Origin of the sequence: Neolewinella marina (assembly GCF_002631205.1) — a bacterium.
Lineage (GTDB): Bacteria > Bacteroidota > Bacteroidia > Chitinophagales > Saprospiraceae > Neolewinella > Neolewinella marina.
Genome location: NZ_PDLO01000008.1, coordinates 172,540 through 190,131 on the forward strand (window position 1 = coordinate 172,540; position 17,592 = coordinate 190,131).

A 17,592-nucleotide genomic window follows, 5' to 3' on the forward strand; every position below is an offset into this window, starting at 1 on the left:
ATGCGCCTAATTCTCCTGCTCCTCCTGGCAGGCCCCTTGCTGGCCCAGGACGGCCAATATTTCCAGCAGTCGGTCGACTACGGCATCAACGCCCGCCTCGACGACCGCGACCACGTCCTCCACGCCGAGCTGCGGCTGGGCTACATCAACCACGCCCCCCGCGCCCTCGACTCCATCGTCTTCCACCTTTGGCCGCGGGCCTTCAGCGGCGACAATACCGCCTTCGCTCGCCAGCAGCTGCGCAACAGGAGTACCGACTTCCACTTCGCGCCGCCCGCGGCCCGCGGCACCCTGGACAGCCTCGACTTCCGCGTGGACAGCCACCCCGCCCGCTTCGCCTACACCGCGGATCCCGACGTCGGGGTGCTCTACCTGAACGAGCCCCTGCGGCCCGGGGCCACTGCCGCCATCACCACCCCCTTCCGGGTGAAGATCCCCGAGAGCTTCAGCCGGCTGGGCCACGTGGGGGAGTCTTACCAGCTCACCCAGTGGTACCCCAAGCCCGCCGTCTACGACCGCGACGGTTGGCACCCCATGCCCTACCTCGACCAGGGGGAATTCTACAGCGAATTCGGCAGCTTCCGCGTGACCCTCGACCTGCCCGCCAACTACGTGGTGGCCGCCACCGGGGTGCTGCAGGACCAGGAAGAACGGGCATGGCTGCTGGCGCGGGCCGACAGCACCCGCCGTGCCCTGGCCGGCCGCCGTGACCTTCCGTCCGGCTACGTCGACGAGTCCTTCCCCCCCAGCGCCGCGGAGCGCAAGACCCTGACCTATACGGCGAAGGGCGTACACGACTTCGCCTGGTTTGCTGACAAGCGCTTCATGGTACTCCACGACACCCTGGAACTGGCGGATTCCCCCGGCACCCGCGGCCCCGCCGACGTATGGGCCTTCTTCACGGAAACCGAAGCCGCCCTGTGGAAAGACGCCACCGACTACCTCAAGCGGGCCGTGCGCTTCTACTCCGACCACCTGGGTCCCTACCCCTACCCCCAGGTGACCGGGGTGCAGAGCGCCCTGAGCGCCGGCGCCGGCATGGAGTACCCCATGATCACCGTCATCGGCCGCAGCTACACCGCCTACGGCCTCGACGAGGTACTGGCCCACGAGATCGGCCACAACTGGTTCTACGGCATCCTGGGCAGCAATGAACGCGACCACCCCTGGATGGACGAGGGACTGAACAGCTACTACGAGGGCCGCTACACCCGGCAATTTTACCCCGAACGGCGGGGGCGGCAGCAGGTCATCCCCGGCCGGGAGGTCGAGACAGACGCCCTGGCCTACCACTACCTGGCCCGGCTGGGCCGCGACCAGGCCCCCGACACCCCGATCGACCAACTGAGTGCCTTCAACTACTGGATCTCCGCCTACAGCAAGCCGGAACTGGTGCTGCAGGCCGTAGAGGAAAGGGTGGGCACGGAAGCCCTGGACGCGGCCTTCCGCGACTACTACGCGGCCTGGAAGTTCCGCCACCCCCGCCCGACCGACTTCTTCGCCGCCCTGGCCCCGCTGGGGGTAGACGACTACGTACGCGACGCCATGACCTCCACCACGGCCGGGGAATTCAACCGGGCGGCCCGGTCCGCCGACCGTTCCCCCGGCCTGTCCCCGCCGAAACTGGCCCTCATCACCGACGCCGCCAGCGAGCGGCCGCAGCTGTTCGTCTCCCCCCTGCTCGGCTTCAACGAGAACGACGGGGTGCTGGCGGGCCTGGCCCTGCACAACCGCACCCTGGAGCCCCGGCGGCTGGAGTGGCTGGTGGCCCCGCTCTACGGCTTCGCGAGCAAGGAGCTGGCGGGCTTCGCCGGTGCCCGTTACCGGGTGGTGCGCCCCGCGGAGTGGCTGCAGCAGGTGGTCGTGGGCGGCGGGGTGCAGCGCTTCAGTGACTTCGATCCTCCAGCCGTGGACCGCCTGTACGGCTACGACCGCTGGGCGCTGCGCAGTGATTTTTACCTTGATCATCCGGCCAGCAGTCAGCGCAGCAGTCGGCTGTACAGTCAGCTCATCCGCCTGGACCGCCGCCGCCCCGACTTTGGCGACGGGGGCGTGCTGCTGGACCGGGCCGAGACGCTCACCACCCATTTCCTGCGCGCGGGCTACGCGGCCCGGGTGGAGCGGGAGATCAATCCCGTCGCCTACGGCGTCCAGCTGGAATACCGCAACGGGGGCGCGCAGCAGTTCCCCGCCGCCGACTACCTGCGACTGGACGCTACCCTCACCGGCGGCTACCAGTACCAAGCGGACAAATTCCTCCGCTGGCGGTTATTCGGCGGCTACTTCCTGCAGCACGACCTGCGCGAGGGTAACACGGCCCCCTCCGTCAGCCTGTCGCTCGTCGACAACGCCGCCAGCGACTACGCCTACGACGACCTTTACCTGGGCCGCAGCCAGGATGGCTGGTACCAGCAGCAGCTCGGGGAGCGGCAGGGTGGCTTCCGCGCACCGGTAGCCGCGGCCTTCCCCTTCGGCCGCAGCAACGACTACCTGGCCGCTGTGAACCTGGACGGCGACCTACCCTTCCCCGGCCCGATCGGGGTCTTCCTCGACGCCGGGGCCTACGGCTACCGCCCCACCCTGAGCAGCGCCCAGTCCAACGCCGTCCGCTGGGTAGGGGGGCTGTCCGTCAACCTGTTCCAGGACCAGTTCCGCCTCTTCGTCCCCCTGCTGGCCGACGCCGACACCCGGGGGCTGCTGGAGCAGCGGGGCAACCTCCTCGACCGCGTTTCCTTCCGCCTCAACCTCTCCCGCCTCCTCCCCTGGCAGTGGATTGACGAATTACCCTAAGCTTGTGTGGACTTTACCATTCGGCCTGCAAACGGGTCTTTTCCCCCTACGCTGCGTTGCCATAAACGGCTTCGTAGAGGGTTCTACGATCCGCTTTTACCGCCTTGCCTAGAGAAAAAATACCTCGTTTTCGTCCAGAAGCGCAAAATCCACACAACCTTAGCGCCCCATGACCCTACCTGACTTCATCCGCCTAGCCGCCGAGCACCCGACCGAGGTGGTATTCTACTTTACGCTCGTGCCCGTAGCCGCCTTCCTGGCGGGCTGGATGGAGCCCGAGGAGGACCACCTGCCGCCCTGGAACTACCTCTATAGTGCCCTGCTGTACCTGGTGGCGGTGCCCGCTACCCTTTCCCTGGGACTGAGCGCCTATCAGTGGTCGGTGGGCGGGGCGGCCGCCGTGGCGCCCGATGTGGTGCTGCAGGTGGTGCCCGTGGCCAGTTTTTTCTACACGGCCTACGTTATTCACCGCCGCATTGCGCTGGTGACCCTTCCGGGCTTCGGCCGGCTGGCCGGGCTGGTGGGGCTGGTGGCCGTCACCGCCCTGCTGCTGTGGGCGGTGGACCGCAGCGGACTGCTGGACCTTGGCAGTTGGAAGGTGCAGTACGTCGTTGCCGTTTTCCTCCTCCTGCTCGTGGTGGTGCGGGCCCTCTGGCGGCGGACGCTGGGCTAGGCGGCGGGCGCGGGTGCCGGCGAACGGCAAGGCAGCAGTCATTGTTACCCTTCGGCACCTGGGTCGACGGCGGAACCCGTATTTTGTCCGGGTCCGTAACCACTCCATATGTCCCGTTCCCGCCTCCTGCTCCTGTTGGCCCTGCTCGGCTGCGCCGCGCTCGGTGCCCAGGTACTGGACTACGGGCAGGGGCAGCTGATCGTCCAGCTGGAGAGCAGGACGGAAGCCAAGGCCTGGATCCGGAGTCACCGGGAAATCGCCGCCTGGAAGCCCCTTGGTCAAAACCTGAATACTTACCTGGTCACCTTCGACTGGGCAAAGCACTCCGAAAAGCAGCTGCGGGCCGACTACGGCCGGGAAGCCGGGGTGGTGAACGTACAGCTCAACTACCGGCTGACCATGCGGCGGCGCCCCAATGACCCCCGCTACCCCCAGCAGTGGCAATTCTTCAACACCGGACAGATCGGTGGGGAAACCGGGGCCGACTACAACGTGCAGCCCGCCTGGGACGTCACCACCGGCGGGGTAACCACGAACGGAGACACCATCGTCATCGCCAGCATCGACAACGGCATCGACCTCGACCACGAGGACCTGGTGGCCAACATCTGGGTGAACCGCGACGAAATCCCCGGCAACGGCCGAGACGACGACCGCAACGGCTACGTCGACGACCGCTTCGGCTGGAACACCAAACTGGACAACAACGACGTCGAGGGCGGCAAAGGCGACCACGGCACCCCCGTCATGGGGCAGATCGCCGCCGCGGGCAACAACCAGCGGGGGGTCACCGGGGTCAACTGGCTGGCCAGGGTAATGAACATCACCAACGACTTCGACCCCCTCGAATCGGAAGTCATCGAAGCCTACGGCTACGCCCTCGACGCCCGCCGGCGCTACGACGCCACCGGGGGGCGCGAGGGGGCCTACGTGGTGGCCACCAACGCCAGCTGGGGACGCGACCGCGCCTTTCCCTCCCAGAGCCCCATCTGGTGCGCCCTCTACGATACCCTGGGCAGCTACGGCATCATTAACGTGGCGGCGGTACCGAACCGCGACATCGACGTGGACGAGGTGGGCGACCTGCCCTCCCTCTGCCAGTCGGAGTATCTGGTGGTGGTGACGAGTATCGACACCCGCAACAAAAAGGTGAAGGACGCCGCGGCCGGCGCCATTTCCGTCGACCTGGCCGCCTTCGGCGAGGGGGTCTATACCACCCTGCTGGGCAACAGCTACGGCGCCGTATACGGCACCTCCTTCGCCACCCCGGCGGTGACCGGTGCCTTCGGATTGCTGTACTCGGCCCCCTGCGCGAGCCTCGGGCAGCTGCTGCGCAGCGACCCCCCGGCGGCGGCCCGCTACCTGCGCGACGTCCTCTTCGCCACCCTGCGCCCCTTGCCAACCCTGAAGGAAACTACCGTTACCGGCGGGGCCCTGGACGTGGGTGCGGCCATGACCGCCCTCATGCAGGGCTGCGTAGCCTGTCTGCCGCCTACCTCCTTCACCACCGCCCCGCCGGGCGATGCCTCCTCCGACCTGCTCCTCGACTGGAAGGTTACGGATGCCGCCGACCGGGTGGACCTCCGCTACCGGCCCGCCGGATCGACTGCGTGGACCACCCTGACGAACGTCCGCGCCCCCTACCGCCTCAGCGGGCTGCCCTCCTGCCGGGAGTACGACCTCCAGCTGGTGAGCCACTGCGGGGCCGACTCCGCCCAAACGGAAGTGTGGACGGTGGAAACGCCGGGTTGCTGCCGCCTCCCGGACGACTATCGGGTACGCGCCCTGGCCGGGGGCCGCATCGTAGCCGAATGGCAGCCCCTGCTCAATGCCCTGAGCTACACCCTGCGGTACCGCACGGGGGACGATGAGTGGACGGAGGTTACCACCACCGAATCCCGCCTGGAACTCACCGGCCTGCGCAACTGCCGCACCTACGAAATCGAGCTGCGCACCAACTGCACCGGCGGCGCCACCCGGTTCCAGGGCCGCCGCATCCAGAAGACCCTGGGCTGCGGCGTCTGCCTGGATGCCGAATACTGCCTGCCCACCGGCTTCGGCAACGAGCAGGAGTGGCTGGCGCGGGTGGAGATTCCCGGCATCCTGGACGTACAATCCAGCCGCGAGATCGACGCCTACCGCAACTTCGGCGACCAGACCCTCAGCAGCATGGTGCCCGGCGGGGTCTACCCCATCACCCTCACCCCCGCCTACCGCGGCAGTGGATTCACCCAGGACTTCCACGTGTACATCGACTGGAACCAGGACGCCCAGTTCACCGCCGACGAACTGGTGGTGGAGCAGTCCGCCCCCCGCGGCGGCGTGGCCCGGGGGAGCATCGTGGTACCGGAATCCACCGAGCTCGGCCTGACGCGGATGCGCATCATCATGCAGTTCACCACGGTGAAGACCGGCCCCTGCCCCGCCGGCAGCAACCAGCAGTTCTCGGGGGAGGTGGAGGATTACTGCCTTGACATCACCCCCGTCCAGGGGTGCCCGGCGCCGCCCTCCCTGACGGCCACCTACAACGAGCAACTCCAGCAGACCCAGGTTTCCTGGGGGGCCTCGGCGGCTCCCGGCGGCAGTTACCTGCTGCGGTACCGCCCCCGCAACCGCGACGGCAACTACACCGAACGCACCGTCAAGGCGCTTACTGCCACCGTAACGGGCCTGAACCTCTGCAACAGCTACGAGGTACAGGTGGCCAGCATTTGCACCGGCGAACCCGGTCCCTTCCGCACCGTCTTCCTCGGCGACGACTGCGTGAACAACCGCAGCCTGCCCCTGCCCGACGCCCTGTGGTCGCTGTCGCCCAACCCCGCCCGGGAGCGGGCGTACCTGCGGTGGGAGTCACCGCTGCGGGTGGCGGGGGTAAGTCTCTTTGCCTTCGACGGCCGCCGCCTGGGTGAATGGTCCGTGCAACCCACCGCCCGCGAACTGCCCCTCGAGCTCGGGGAGCTCCCGCCGGGGGCCTATCTGCTGCAGCTGCGCACGGCCGATGGGCGGTCGGGGAGCCGACGGCTACTGCTGCTGCGGTAACCGACCGTTGCAGCGGGAAAGTTACCTTTGCGCCATGAGCGTACACAAAGCGAGTGATGTCAAGCGGGTGACCACCCATACCCTGCAGTCGATGAAGGAGGCCGGGGAGAAGATTGCCATGCTGACCGCCTACGACTATTCCACCGCGCGGATCCTCGACGCCGCCGGCGTCGACGTGCTGCTGGTCGGCGATTCGGCCAGCAACGTCATGGCCGGCCACGAAACCACCCTGCCCATTACTCTCGACCAGATGATCTACCACGCCTCCAGCGTGGTGCGTGGCGTGCAGCGGGCGCTAGTGATCGTCGACCTCCCCTTCGGCACCTACCAAGGCGACAGCAAGATGGCCCTGAAATCCAGCATCCGGATCATGAAGGAAAGCGGCGCCCACGCCGTCAAGCTGGAGGGCGGACAGGAGGTGGAGGAAAGCATCCGCCGCATCCTCACCGCGGGCATCCCCGTGATGGGCCACCTGGGCCTGACGCCCCAGTCGATCTACAAGTTCGGCACCTACACCGTCCGCGCCAAGCAGGAAGCCGAGGCCCGCCGGCTGCTGAAGGACGCCAAAATGCTCGACGAGCTGGGCTGCTTCGGCCTGGTACTGGAAAAAATTCCCGCCGCCCTCGCCAAGCGCGTGAGCCGCAGCATCGACATTCCCACCATCGGCATCGGTGGCGGGGCCGATACCGACGGTCAGGTGCTCGTCACCCAGGACATGCTGGGTATTACCAAGGACTTCCACCCCCGTTTCCTGCGGCGCTACGCCGAACTCTTCGACGTCATCAAGGAGGCCACCGCGGCCTACGTCCGGGACGTGAAGAGCCGGGAGTTTCCCAGCGAGGAGGAGCAGTACTGAGGCCAACCTCAGCCCCACCACATTGTTAGCCAAACTGAAACCGCAGCCGGCCCGCCGCCGGCCGGAACTCCGGTGACAAGATTGATGTAAGCATATGAAAAGGATTCTCGGTATTGTCTTCCTGCTGGGCCTGGCCGCCCTCGGCTACGTCTACTACCAGCTCAAGGTGGTGGCCGCCGTTCCGGAAGACCTGGACGGGCCGGTTACGGTCCAGATCCCCACCGGCAGCAGCTACGAAGCCGTGATGGACACCCTGGCCGTAAAGGGCGTCCGGCTGAACCGTACCCTCTTCGACCCCCTGGCCGAACAGATGGGCTTCCGCCGCCCCCGCATGCGCTCCGGCCGCTTCGAGCTCCAGCCGGGCAGCAGCGCCCTGAGTGTGCTGCGCAAGCTGCGCGGCGGCGCCCAGGCGACCGTCGACGTGGTGCTGACCACCGAGCGGGAACCCATGAACGTGGCCGCCAAGGTGGCCCGCTTCCTGGAGCCCGACAGCCTCGCCTTCGTGCGCCTGTTCCAGGATACCCAGTACGTCGACAGCATCGGCTACACCCCCGCCACCCTGCAGACGCTCTTCATTCCCAACACCTACGAGATGTACTGGAACGCCACCCCACGCGACTTCGTCGCGCGGATGGTGAAGGAGCACGACCGCTTCTGGCACGCCAACGACCGGCTGGCGAAGGCCGAGGCCCTGCAGCTCACGCCGGCCGAAGTCTACACCCTGGCCAGCATCGTCGAAAAGGAGAGCCTGGTGGCCGCCGAGCGGCCCCGCATCGCCGGAGTATACCTCAACCGCCTGCGCATCGGGATGCCCCTGCAGGCCGACCCCACGGCCGTCTTCGCCACCCGGGAGTTCGATGTTGGCCGCGTACTGACGCGCCACACCCAGTTCGACAGCCCCTACAACACCTACCGCTACGCGGGACTGCCCCCGGGGCCCATCACCATGTCCAGCGTGGGCAGCATCGACGCGGTGCTCAACCCCGAAGACCACGAGTACCTCTACTTCTGCGCCCGGGGCGACGGTAGCGGGGAGCACAACTTCGCCAGTACCCTGGCCGGGCACTCCCGCAACATTGCCATTTACGTAGCCAACCTCCGCCAGCGCGGCATCCGCTAGACGCCTACCGCCGCAGAATGCGCAGGGTCCGCGCGGCGTCTCCCGCCGCTACCCACACGAAGTACAGTCCGGCCGGCACCCGGCTCAGGTCCACCCGCGTGGCCACCTGCGCCCGCCGCCCCAGTTCCTGGACGGATAACCGGCGCCCACGGGCGTCGTAGACCTCCAGGTGTACCGTTTCCGCCCGGGGCAGCTCCAGCCTTACCTCCAGCACGCCGGAAGTAGGGTTCGGAAAGGCTTCCAGCCCGGCCAGTATGGCGTTGGGGTCTTCGGTGGAGACGGCGTCCAGGTCGATACTCACCGTCAGCTCATCCGAACAGCCTACGGCATCGGTCACCGTGACGCGGTAGTCGGCCACGCTCAGGCTGTCGGCCGAGGGCGAGGTGTCCCCGTTGCTCCAGGCGTAGGTGTAGGGGGCCAGCCCCGCCCCCACCAGCACGTAGGCGGTGCCGTCGTCGGCGAAGATGCCCGAGGGCGGCGCGGTGGTGAAGCGCAGGTCCAGGCTTTCCGGACAGCGCCGCACGCCGATGTCGTCGAAGGTGACGAAGATGTCGCCGGTGGCCCAGGTAGCCGAGAAGGTGAAGTAGTAGCCGAGACCGATCTCCGGCAGTGCAAGGGAGAAGGTGGAATCCGCGGGGGCCTCATCCAGCTCCAGCAGCAGGGCCACTTCCTCGTCGCAGTCGGACCCCATGGTAACGGTGAGGTCAAGCAGGGCATCGGTAACCGGATTGCCGTCGGCATCGCGGATGCGCAGGGTAAAGACCAGTTCGTCCTCGGCCTCGACCACGCCGTAGCTGGCCGTGGTGAAGGAGAAATCGGTGTCCTGCTCGTTCAGGTTGTCGGTTAGGGCCAGGGAGGGCGTACCCGTGCGGCGGGCGATCACCGCGTCGGCGGGGATGGTCCACCCCTGGGGGGCGCGGCCGTCCTCAAAGTCCACCCGGAAGGGAATTTCCTGGACCGCGGGGTAAACGTAGGTCAGGGTATCGTTGTAGGTAGCGCCGTCCCCTTCGGCGGTCACCCACACCAGCAGGCGGTTTTCCGTGCCCACGGCCTGGTCCACGACCAGCGGATCGGCGAAGCGGTAGGTCAGGGGGGTGCCAATGACCCGGGGAGCGGCGGCGCGCTCACTTACGGTCGGGCTACCGTTGAGGGAATAACTGACGGTGACCGAATCCACGATCACTCCGCCAAGTTGGGTGTAGGTGAAGGCCAGCGTATCGGTACGCTGCTCGCAGTTGGCGGCGTTGAACAGCCGGGCGCTGACGGCGGCGTAGTCGGTCTCCGCGGCCGGGGCGATGCGGAAGTTATCGATCGCGACGCCTTCCCGTTGTCCGTCGCCATCGCTTTCAAATACGAAGCGGAAGCGCACTTCCTCCTCCCCGGCAAACCCTTTGAGCTGGTGGCTCACCAGGGCATAGCCGCCGCCGAATCCGCCGTCGCCGTCCCATACCCGCCGGCGTCCGTTGTTGTACCAGTTCACGCTGGTGGTGTTGCGGTCCACGCGGCGCCAGCTGGCACCGCCGTCGGTGGTGGCCTGGAGGTAGAGGCCGTCGAACTGGGCCTCGGTATCCACGTAGAGCAGGAAGGAGAGGGAGGGGTCTGCGGTCAGGCCGGAGAAGTCGAAACAGGGCGACTGCAGGTAGCTGCGCTCGTCGTCGTTGTAGGGGCCGGTGGCGTTGGTCACGTAGGCGAAGTCGCCCGATCCGGCGCGGTCGATCCGGGGGCCCCGGGGCCGGGCGCGCGCCCAGGAAGAGGGTCCCCGGCCGGCCGCCTGCGGCAACCAGAAGCCGTTTCCGTCCTCAAAGGATTCCAGGTAGGGGAATTCGGCGACCACCGGCAGGCTCACCACCGAGGCCGTCAGGGTGTCGTTTTCGGGGTTCTCGTCTCCATCCAGCTGGGTGTAGACCTGGAATTCGTAGTAGCCCGCCTCCCGGAGGTCGACCGGCGTCTTGAAGCTGAAAAACTTGGTGCTGTCGACGCCCACCACGCCGGTGTAGATACCGTCGAAGGGGAAGTTCACCCCCCCGGACTCACCGTTCACCCGGAAGTTGATGCGGAAGAACTGCTGGGGCTCACCGCCGAAGTTGGTCACGCCCACCGTCAGGGTATCCAGCCCGTCGGCGTGGCAGCCGTCCACGGGGTTGCGCAGCACGGTGATGCCCACGTCGCGGCGGATGGGCGTCACGATGCGGAAGGGGCCGCGGCGCACGCTGGTTTCTTCCGGTGCGTCGCACTCGGTGGCCACGTAAAATTCGTAGGCCGTTTGGGGCAGGAGGTCGCTGATGCGCAGCATGGTATCCCGGGTAGTGATGCGGGTGGCTTCTTCGCCTTCGGGGTCAAAGCCGGATTCCCCGTAGGTGATGCGGTAGGTAGGCCGGTCGGGGGTGCCCCGGAAGCGCAGGTCGACGGAGTTGTAGCGCAGGCGGTACAGCTCGATGGACGACAGCGGCGGCGGCGCGCAGGTGCGGCAGGCGGCCGTGAAGGCCGTGAGCACCGGTACCGGGGTGGGAGCCTGTACGGTGTAGATCAGGCTGTCGTTGTTGTCCAGGATGGACAGCCCCACTTCCGCCGGGAAGGCGCCAGCGACGAATCCTACGGTGACGCGGTCGCCGTTTTCCACGGGGAAGAAGAAATCCCGCCGCGCCCCGTCGTCGTTGGTGGCGTCGAGGGTGAAGACCCGCGGGCGGCCGTCGACGGTGACGGTGAGCAGTCCCCCGTTCCAGCCGTCGCCCCCCTGGTCCGTCAGTTGCAGCTGGTAGAAGCAGTCCTGGCCGCTCAGGCCGGTGACGAGCAGGAGGAAGAGAGTAAGTAGATGTAGTCGCATAGTGGCTGGATTCCTTCGGGAAAAATACCACAAAGGCGACGAACGCGGGCGCGTGCTATCGCCTGAACCATTCTTTTGGGGTGGCGTTAGTCCCCCGGCTGTCCAATAATCACCCTTTACCCCCCTGCCTTGGTCGTCTACACCATCAGCGACGTTGAAAAACTCACCGGCATCCGGGCCCCTACCCTCCGCGCCTGGGAGCAGCGTTACGAGCTGGTGGCTCCCCACCGCGACGAAAACAACGCAAGGGTGTACGGGGAGGAGGACCTGCGCGAGCTCAGCACCGTGGCCCTGCTCCACCGCCACGGCTACCGCATCAGCCGGATCGCCGCCATGTCGCCCGGCGAGCGGGTACGGGAGGTAGCCGCCGTCACCGCCCTCAACATCAGCCCCGAGACCCGCCTTGATGCCCTCACCCTGTCGGTGCTGGAGCTCGACCCCTGCCGCTTCAGTATGCTCGTCGACGCCCACACCGAACAGCGCGGCTTCGAGGAAACGATGATGAAAGTGATCTTCCCCCTGCTCGACAAGCTCGGACTGCTCTACTTCACCGGATCAATTACGGCGGCCCAGGAGTCCTTCACCGGGGGACTGATTCGCCAGAAGGTCCTGGCGGCCACCGACCGCCTGCCGGCGGCGGGCCGCCCCGGCAGGCCCGTCTTCACCCTCTTCCTGCCGGAAGGGGAACGGCAGGAACTGAGCATGCTCTTCATCCAGTACCTCCTGCGCAAGCGGGGCTTCCCGGTGGTGTACGTGGGCACCGATGTATCCTGTACCGACCTGGGCGATCTTTACCGGGTGCGGCCAGTGGACTACCTCTTCACCATCCTGTCCAGCAACTACGTGGCCCGTCCCGTGGAGGATCTGGTGCAGGACATCCTGGACCACTGCCCCGACTGCCGGTTGCTGCTCTCCGGCTACCAGGCCGGCCTTCACGATCTGACCGGCTTCCGGCGGGTGGAGCGGAAGGCGGGGTTACGGGAGATGATTGAGTGGATGGATTCCTTCAGTACGCCCGCAGGTCCGAGAATTGCTGTAGCGAGATGATCTGCCAGTCGTTCAGCGTCCGCTCTACCTCGGCGGGGTGGATGGCGGCCATGGCCACCAGGGCGGTGCCGTTCTCGGGCCGGGGCAGCAGGTCACTGTAGTATTCTGGGAAGGCCCGCCGCTCGTCGTCGCTGGCGTTGGCGCGGGTTTGCTGTACGGCGCGGGTAGCGTTGCTCCAGACCTCGAAGCCCAGTCCGGCGTCGTAGCAGAGCTGCTCCAGCTGCTCGATGTGTCCGGCATTGCTGGTGTGCAGCAGGCAGCTGAAGGTCTGGTAGGGCGAGCGTTTCAGTCGGCTCACCGCTTCGAATATCGGCACCCGCCTCCGGGCCACCACATTGTAGCCCCGCTGTCCGCGGCGGTCGTAGAGCAGTAGGTCGCGGTACCCCATGCCGCTGCCCGGATGGGGAATGCTCACCACCCGGCCGCGGGCCGCGTCCAGGGGCTGCATCCAGAGGATCTCGTAGCCGTCGTCGTGCTTGAGCTGGAGGCCAAGGGGCTGGCTCAGGTCCACGCTGCCGAAGCCGAACTTGGCCCAGACGGTCTGGGCGGTGCGCATCCGCTTCAGGGGTACGGCGGCCAGGCCGAGCTGCCACCAGGCGTCGCGGTCGTCGGCGTCGAGGGCCACCGTCTTGCTCCAGTAGTGGAAGGCCGGTTTCCACTCGCCGCGGCGGGAGTAGATATGGCCGAGGCTGCGGAAGGCCCCCGCCCAGTCGGGTACGATCCGGGTCACCTTCTTCAGGAGCTTCACGGCGGTGTAGGGGTCCCCCACCTTGTCGTAGCGGAGGGCCTGCTCGTAAAGTTCCAGGTAGTTAGGTGGTAAGTTCATAGATCATACACTGCAAGGCAAAAAAGGCCAATGGCCGGAGGATAACTAACGTATAAGAACCTGCGAGGTTGGAACGTCAACCACCACCGTCCGTCAGGCGTTGCTCTCCCATGGCCACAATGACCGCTACCCGTCCCGACATCCGTTCCCTCAGCCTGGAGGAACTCACCTCCGACCTTATTCTCGCCGGAGAGAAGAAGTTCCGCGCCAAGCAAGTGTACGAATGGCTGTGGCAGAAAGGCGCCCGCAGCTTCGATGAGATGACCAATTTGTCGCTTGCCTTGCGCGACAAGCTGAAGGAGAAATATACCCTGCCCGTCATCACCCTCGACCAGCTGCAGCGCAGCTCAGACGGGACCCTGAAGAGCCGCTTCCGCCTGCACGACGGCCACCTCATCGAGTCGGTGCTCATCCCCGTCGTTGCCGACGACCGCTACACCGTCTGCGTTTCCAGCCAGGTGGGCTGCAGCCTCACCTGCAGCTTCTGCGCCACGGGCCGCATGAAGCGGCTGCGCAACCTCACCGCCGCCGAAATTTACGATCAGGTGTACCTGGTCAACGAGCAGTGCCTGGAGACCTACGGCAAGCCCCTGACCAACATCGTCTACATGGGCATGGGCGAGCCCCTGCTGGCCTTCCGCGAGGTGGTGGGCAGCATCGACCGCATCACCAGCCACACCGGCCTGCACATGGCGCCCCGCCGCCTGACGGTCTCCACCGCCGGCATCGCCAAGATGATCCGCAAGCTGGCCGACGAGGACACCAAGGTGAACCTGGCCCTGAGCCTCCACGCCGCCGACGACGCGAAGCGCAACGAGATCATGCCGATCAACGAAACCAATAACCTGGAAACCCTCATCGAGAGCCTGGAATACTTCTACGAGAAGACCAAGAAGCGCATCGGGTTCGAGTACATCACCTTCCAGGACTTCAACGACGGCCTCGACGACGCCGAGAACCTCTACCGCATCTGCCGCCGGGTACCCTCCATGGTCAACATCATCGAGTACAACCCCATCGACAACGCCCCCTTCCGCAAGTCGAGCGAGCACCGCATCGACGACTTCGCCACCTACCTCCGTGACCGGGGCATCATGGTCACCGTGCGCCGCAGCCGGGGCAAGGACATCGATGCCGCCTGCGGGCAGCTGGCCAACAAGGGGTAAACGCTACCGGGCCGCCGCCACCAGTATTTTTTCCAGTTCCGCCTGCTTCGCCTCATCGTCGATGAGGTAGATGGGCAATTCCACCCGCTGACCGTCCTTCAGCTCCAGCGTAAGGTCGCGGACGGAGGGGCGGCGCGTCGCTACGAGGTGCCGCAAGTCCACCCGTTGCTTTCCATTCAGCTGGTCCAGCTGGTAGGTGAGGATACCGTCCTTGATGGTCACGAAGCGCTCCGGCGGCGTCTCCTCGCGGCCGTGGCGCTGGGAGGTGAAGTAGGCCACCAGTCCGCTCACGACCAGGTAGAGGATGCCGAGGATCAGCTGCCAGACGTGGTCGCGCTCATCCCCGATGGCCCAGTGGGTGAAGTAGAGGTAGAGCTCGTAGACCGCCGCCACCAGCAGCAGCGCGGCTCCGGCGTAGAGGAGGAGGTAAATCCAGCGGGCGGTGCCCGTTGCGGAATGGTCGGCGCGGAAGTGGTAGTCGGGAATCACGGCAACGAAGATAGGCAGGAACCCCCTACCGGATGAAAACGATCTTGGCCACGGCGCTGCCCGGGTTCTCGAGGGCGAAGCGGCGGTTGCTGGAGGCGAAGACCAGGTATACCCCCGTGGCCACCCGGCGACCGTTGTAGTCGGTACCCGCCCAGCTGAACTGCCCGCCCGTAGCCAAGCCCTCGTACACCAGTTTGCCACCCACGTCGGTAATCTTCACCCGGGCGTCGCGGGCCAGCCCCCGGACCGCAATGGGGCCGTCGTAGCCGGGTTCGACGGGGTTGGGGAATACCTCCAGCTCCCCCGTGAACACCTCCGCGGCGGCGGTGGCGTCGCCCCGGTAGCTGATGATGCCGAGTTCCGTACCGAAGTAAACGGTGCCCGACACCGGGTCGATGGCGATGCTCTTCACCACGTCGTCGAGCAGCGGACTGTTCCCCCGGTCGAACTTCAGCAGCTGCTCGTCACCGGCCTCCGAAAGCAGGAAGGCGCCGCCGTTGGTACCGATCCACTTGCGGTTGCCGCCGTCCACGGCGATGGTGCGGATTTCCTCGGTTTCCAGCAGGTACCCCCCGAATCCGTCGTCGGCCGACACCAGCGGGCGGTAGCCCGTGCAGGATTCGGTGTCGAAGACGGTGCCCGGACAGGTAAAGATCACGATGCCCTCCGCGGTGCCTACCCACACGTTGCCCTCCAGGTCGACCGCGATGCTGCGCGTCTGATTGGTCGGCAGCTGGTTCTGGCTGCTGGCCAGGATGGTGCGGCAACGGTCGTCGCTGGGGTCCATCGGCGTACCCATGGGGTCGATGACGGTAAGCCCGCCGTTGCTGCCGCCGCGGTGGACCACCCAGACGTAGCCGAAATCATCCACCGCAATGTCGATGGCGATGTTCAGGTCGCACGACTGCCCGAGGGCCGCCCACTGCCCGTCCGGACTGCGCACGCTCACGATGCCGCCGGATTCGGCCCGGCTGACCGCGAAGTAGGTGTAGCCCTGGACATCGGTAGCCGCCCCCGCCGCCCGGATGCGGCCGGGCCCCGCGTCCGGGGCCAACTCCAGGCTGCTGTTCGTCTCGTCGTAGAGGGTGAACTCCCCTTCCGCGTCGCGGCCCACCACCCCCTCGAAGAAGGAGCTGAAGTAGTGGACGCGGTTGACGGGGTCGTAGTCCACGTCGATGATGGTCAGGAAGTCGTCGTCGCCCCCCGTGCTCCCGTTCCGCCCGCGCAGGGCCGGGGTATTGAAGGGGGTGAAGGTGGTCCAGCTGCCGTCGGCGTAGCGCCATACCCCGTCGGCGTCGAAGGTCGGGGTGGTGTTTTCGTCCAGCTGTCCGGGGGCTACCCACAGGGCCGTCCCGTCGTGGAGCAGGCGGTACACGCGGTCTTTCGGGGGGCCAGGATAGGCCAGTCGGCGGCACTCTCCCGCGGCAGCGGTCAGGTAGCGGATGTCCTCGGCGGCGTCGCCGAACCAGATGCGGCCGGACTCATCCTCGATGCCGTAGTTGGTGCGGTAGGCGCAGTCGGGCAGCTCGGTCCCTACCCCGGGGGTTTCTCCCATCGCCAGGATGACCCGGTCCGCGCAGTTGCCGGTGGTGCAGCGGTAGCCGGCGAGCAGCACGCTGGGGCCGCCGCTGAGGTACTCCAGGCGGTTGTCGGCGCGGACGGCGTCGTAATGGATGCGGGCGGTATCCCCCTGCAGGCGGTATACGTCTTCGTCGACGCTGAAGTAGAGGGCGTCGCGCCAGGTGGCCAGGGTATTGGAGCTATAATCGCCCGGCAGTCCCGCGGCCGGCCCCAGCAGGGTCCAGCGGTTGAAGTCGTTGAGGTTCACCCCCCGCAGCGGGGCCCGGTAGAGCCCTTCGGGGGTGGCGGCGTAGAGGTGGCCGGCGTGAGCGGCCACGCTGTTGACGCGTACGCCGGTGAAGGTGGTGAAGTTGAAGATCTGCTCGTCCAGCGACAGCGAGCTGAGGCCATAGCCGGTGGCCAGGTAGACGGTGTTGTCCTCCCCGAAGCTGATGTCGTAGATCCGCTTGTCGCCGCTGAAGTTGAAGTTGTCGATCTGCCGCAAGGTGGAGAACCTACCCCGGCGGTAGAGGTCGATGGTGCTGTTTTCGTACACGATGATCAGCGTCCCCGTGGGGGCGTGGTACTTCACCCGGTCGATCTTGCCGCCGGCCAGCCCGTCGGTGCGGGTCAGGGGGCGGATGCTGAGGTCCTCCTTGTCGAGGAAGAAGACCACGTTGCCGGTGGTGTAGATGACCGCCTCCGGGCTTTGGGTCACGTAGGCCCCCGAGGCGAAGGACTGCAGGCTGCGCCACTGCCCGAGGCTGTCGACCTGGGAGCGGAGGCCGGCGGCGGTGAGCAGCAGCAGGGTACCGAGGAGAAGCTGTTTCAGCATTCGGTAAAGGTAAGCCGGGGCGCGGGCGCGGGTGCCATGCCGGGGCGGGAAAGCTTGGTCGGTGGCTGACGAAATCGCCGCCCGCCCCGGCAACCGAAAAATGCCTAACTATGGAGCCATGGATTCCGCCCCTTCCTTCGGCACGATCGTCTTCTACCTGCCCGAGCGCGGGTTCGGCTACCTGCGGCTGCGGGGCAGCCGCGAGGAATTCCATTTCCGCCGCCGCAACCTCCTGGTGGCTACCGTCCGCAAGGGAGACCTGGTGCGCTTCGTGCTCCGCGATGGCCCCCAGGGCTACTACGCGGACGCCATCGAGCCGGCGGGGCTGGCGTAGTCGTCCAACGCTGAGTGGTCGGACGACTTAAGT

Annotated in this window: 12 protein-coding genes; 8 read left to right on the top strand and 4 right to left on the bottom strand. The window is 66.6% G+C overall.

Annotated elements, in window-relative coordinates; translation table 11 throughout:
- The 5 genes from CGL56_RS15835 to mltG all read left to right on the top strand — a co-directional run bounded on the left by CGL56_RS15835 (position 1) and on the right by mltG (position 8,478).
- Positions 1–2,790, top strand: coding sequence for a M1 family metallopeptidase (locus tag CGL56_RS15835; protein WP_099107556.1), 2,790 nt, complete (start codon positions 1–3; stop codon positions 2,788–2,790).
- Between the two features lie 169 nt (positions 2,791–2,959).
- The gene (locus CGL56_RS15840) at positions 2,960–3,463 is read left to right on the top strand and encodes a hypothetical protein (protein ID WP_099107557.1); all 504 of its coding nucleotides are present in this window, start codon (positions 2,960–2,962) and stop codon (positions 3,461–3,463) included.
- A 108-nt stretch (positions 3,464–3,571) separates the two neighbouring features.
- The gene (locus tag CGL56_RS15845) at positions 3,572–6,502 is read left to right on the top strand and encodes a S8 family serine peptidase (protein ID WP_099107558.1); all 2,931 of its coding nucleotides are present in this window, start codon (positions 3,572–3,574) and stop codon (positions 6,500–6,502) included.
- A 34-nt stretch (positions 6,503–6,536) separates the two neighbouring features.
- Positions 6,537–7,358: a 3-methyl-2-oxobutanoate hydroxymethyltransferase gene (gene panB, locus CGL56_RS15850; RefSeq protein WP_099107559.1), complete on the top strand. Its 822-nt coding sequence runs from the start codon at positions 6,537–6,539 to the stop codon at positions 7,356–7,358.
- A 94-nt stretch (positions 7,359–7,452) separates the two neighbouring features.
- Entirely contained in the window at positions 7,453–8,478 is a 1,026-nt protein-coding gene (gene mltG / locus CGL56_RS15855) for an endolytic transglycosylase MltG (protein ID WP_099107560.1), read from the top strand.
- Positions 8,479–8,482: 4 nt separating this feature from the next.
- Here mltG and CGL56_RS15860 read toward each other — a convergent pair whose 3' ends face one another.
- On the bottom strand, positions 8,483–11,302 hold the full coding sequence (locus tag CGL56_RS15860; RefSeq protein ID WP_099107561.1) for a T9SS type A sorting domain-containing protein: 2,820 nt from the start codon (positions 11,300–11,302) through the stop codon (positions 8,483–8,485).
- A gap of 129 nt (positions 11,303–11,431) precedes the next feature.
- Between CGL56_RS15860 and CGL56_RS15865 the strand changes: the two genes are divergently transcribed.
- Positions 11,432–12,349 carry a MerR family transcriptional regulator gene (locus CGL56_RS15865; RefSeq protein ID WP_099107562.1) on the top strand — a complete coding sequence of 306 codons (918 nt, stop codon included), beginning with the start codon at positions 11,432–11,434 and terminating at the stop codon, positions 12,347–12,349.
- On the opposite strand, the gene CGL56_RS15870 is transcribed toward CGL56_RS15865, so the two are convergent.
- Positions 12,309–13,175: a tetratricopeptide repeat protein gene (locus CGL56_RS15870; protein ID WP_099107563.1), complete on the bottom strand. Its 867-nt coding sequence runs from the start codon at positions 13,173–13,175 to the stop codon at positions 12,309–12,311. The two genes, CGL56_RS15865 and CGL56_RS15870, sit on opposite strands and share 41 nt — an antisense overlap.
- Positions 13,176–13,285: 110 nt before the next feature.
- Between CGL56_RS15870 and rlmN the strand changes: the two genes are divergently transcribed.
- The gene (gene rlmN, locus CGL56_RS15875) at positions 13,286–14,341 is read left to right on the top strand and encodes a 23S rRNA (adenine(2503)-C(2))-methyltransferase RlmN (protein WP_099107564.1); all 1,056 of its coding nucleotides are present in this window, start codon (positions 13,286–13,288) and stop codon (positions 14,339–14,341) included.
- Positions 14,342–14,344: 3 nt separating this feature from the next.
- Here rlmN and CGL56_RS15880 read toward each other — a convergent pair whose 3' ends face one another.
- Together CGL56_RS15880 and porZ are read right to left on the bottom strand one after the other, a co-directional pair.
- The gene (locus CGL56_RS15880; RefSeq protein ID WP_099107565.1) at positions 14,345–14,830 is read right to left on the bottom strand and encodes a hypothetical protein; all 486 of its coding nucleotides are present in this window, start codon (positions 14,828–14,830) and stop codon (positions 14,345–14,347) included.
- 25 nt (positions 14,831–14,855) lie between these two features.
- Positions 14,856–17,225, bottom strand: coding sequence for a type IX secretion system anionic LPS delivery protein PorZ (gene porZ, locus CGL56_RS15885; RefSeq protein ID WP_099107566.1), 2,370 nt, complete (start codon positions 17,223–17,225; stop codon positions 14,856–14,858).
- Between the two features lie 118 nt (positions 17,226–17,343).
- Here porZ and CGL56_RS15890 point away from each other — a divergent pair, with 118 nt between their 5' ends.
- On the top strand, positions 17,344–17,559 hold the full coding sequence (locus CGL56_RS15890) for a S1 domain-containing protein (protein ID WP_099107567.1): 216 nt from the start codon (positions 17,344–17,346) through the stop codon (positions 17,557–17,559).
- Positions 17,560–17,592: the final 33 nt, after the last annotated feature.

Excerpts from the sequence above, each read along its gene's own strand:
- CGL56_RS15835 (WP_099107556.1), top strand. The coding sequence starts at position 1 with ATGCGCCTAATTCTCCTGCTCCTCCTGGCAGGCCCCTTGCTGGCCCAG.
- CGL56_RS15840 (WP_099107557.1), top strand. The coding sequence starts at position 2,960 with ATGACCCTACCTGACTTCATCCGCCTAGCCGCCGAGCACCCGACCGAG.
- CGL56_RS15845 (WP_099107558.1), top strand. The coding sequence starts at position 3,572 with ATGTCCCGTTCCCGCCTCCTGCTCCTGTTGGCCCTGCTCGGCTGCGCC.
- panB (WP_099107559.1), top strand. The coding sequence starts at position 6,537 with ATGAGCGTACACAAAGCGAGTGATGTCAAGCGGGTGACCACCCATACC.
- mltG (WP_099107560.1), top strand. The coding sequence starts at position 7,453 with ATGAAAAGGATTCTCGGTATTGTCTTCCTGCTGGGCCTGGCCGCCCTC.
- CGL56_RS15860 (WP_099107561.1), bottom strand. The coding sequence starts at position 11,302 with ATGCGACTACATCTACTTACTCTCTTCCTCCTGCTCGTCACCGGCCTG.
- CGL56_RS15870 (WP_099107563.1), bottom strand. The coding sequence starts at position 13,175 with ATGAACTTACCACCTAACTACCTGGAACTTTACGAGCAGGCCCTCCGC.
- rlmN (WP_099107564.1), top strand. The coding sequence starts at position 13,286 with ATGGCCACAATGACCGCTACCCGTCCCGACATCCGTTCCCTCAGCCTG.
- porZ (WP_099107566.1), bottom strand. The coding sequence starts at position 17,225 with ATGCTGAAACAGCTTCTCCTCGGTACCCTGCTGCTGCTCACCGCCGCC.
- CGL56_RS15890 (WP_099107567.1), top strand. The coding sequence starts at position 17,344 with ATGGATTCCGCCCCTTCCTTCGGCACGATCGTCTTCTACCTGCCCGAG.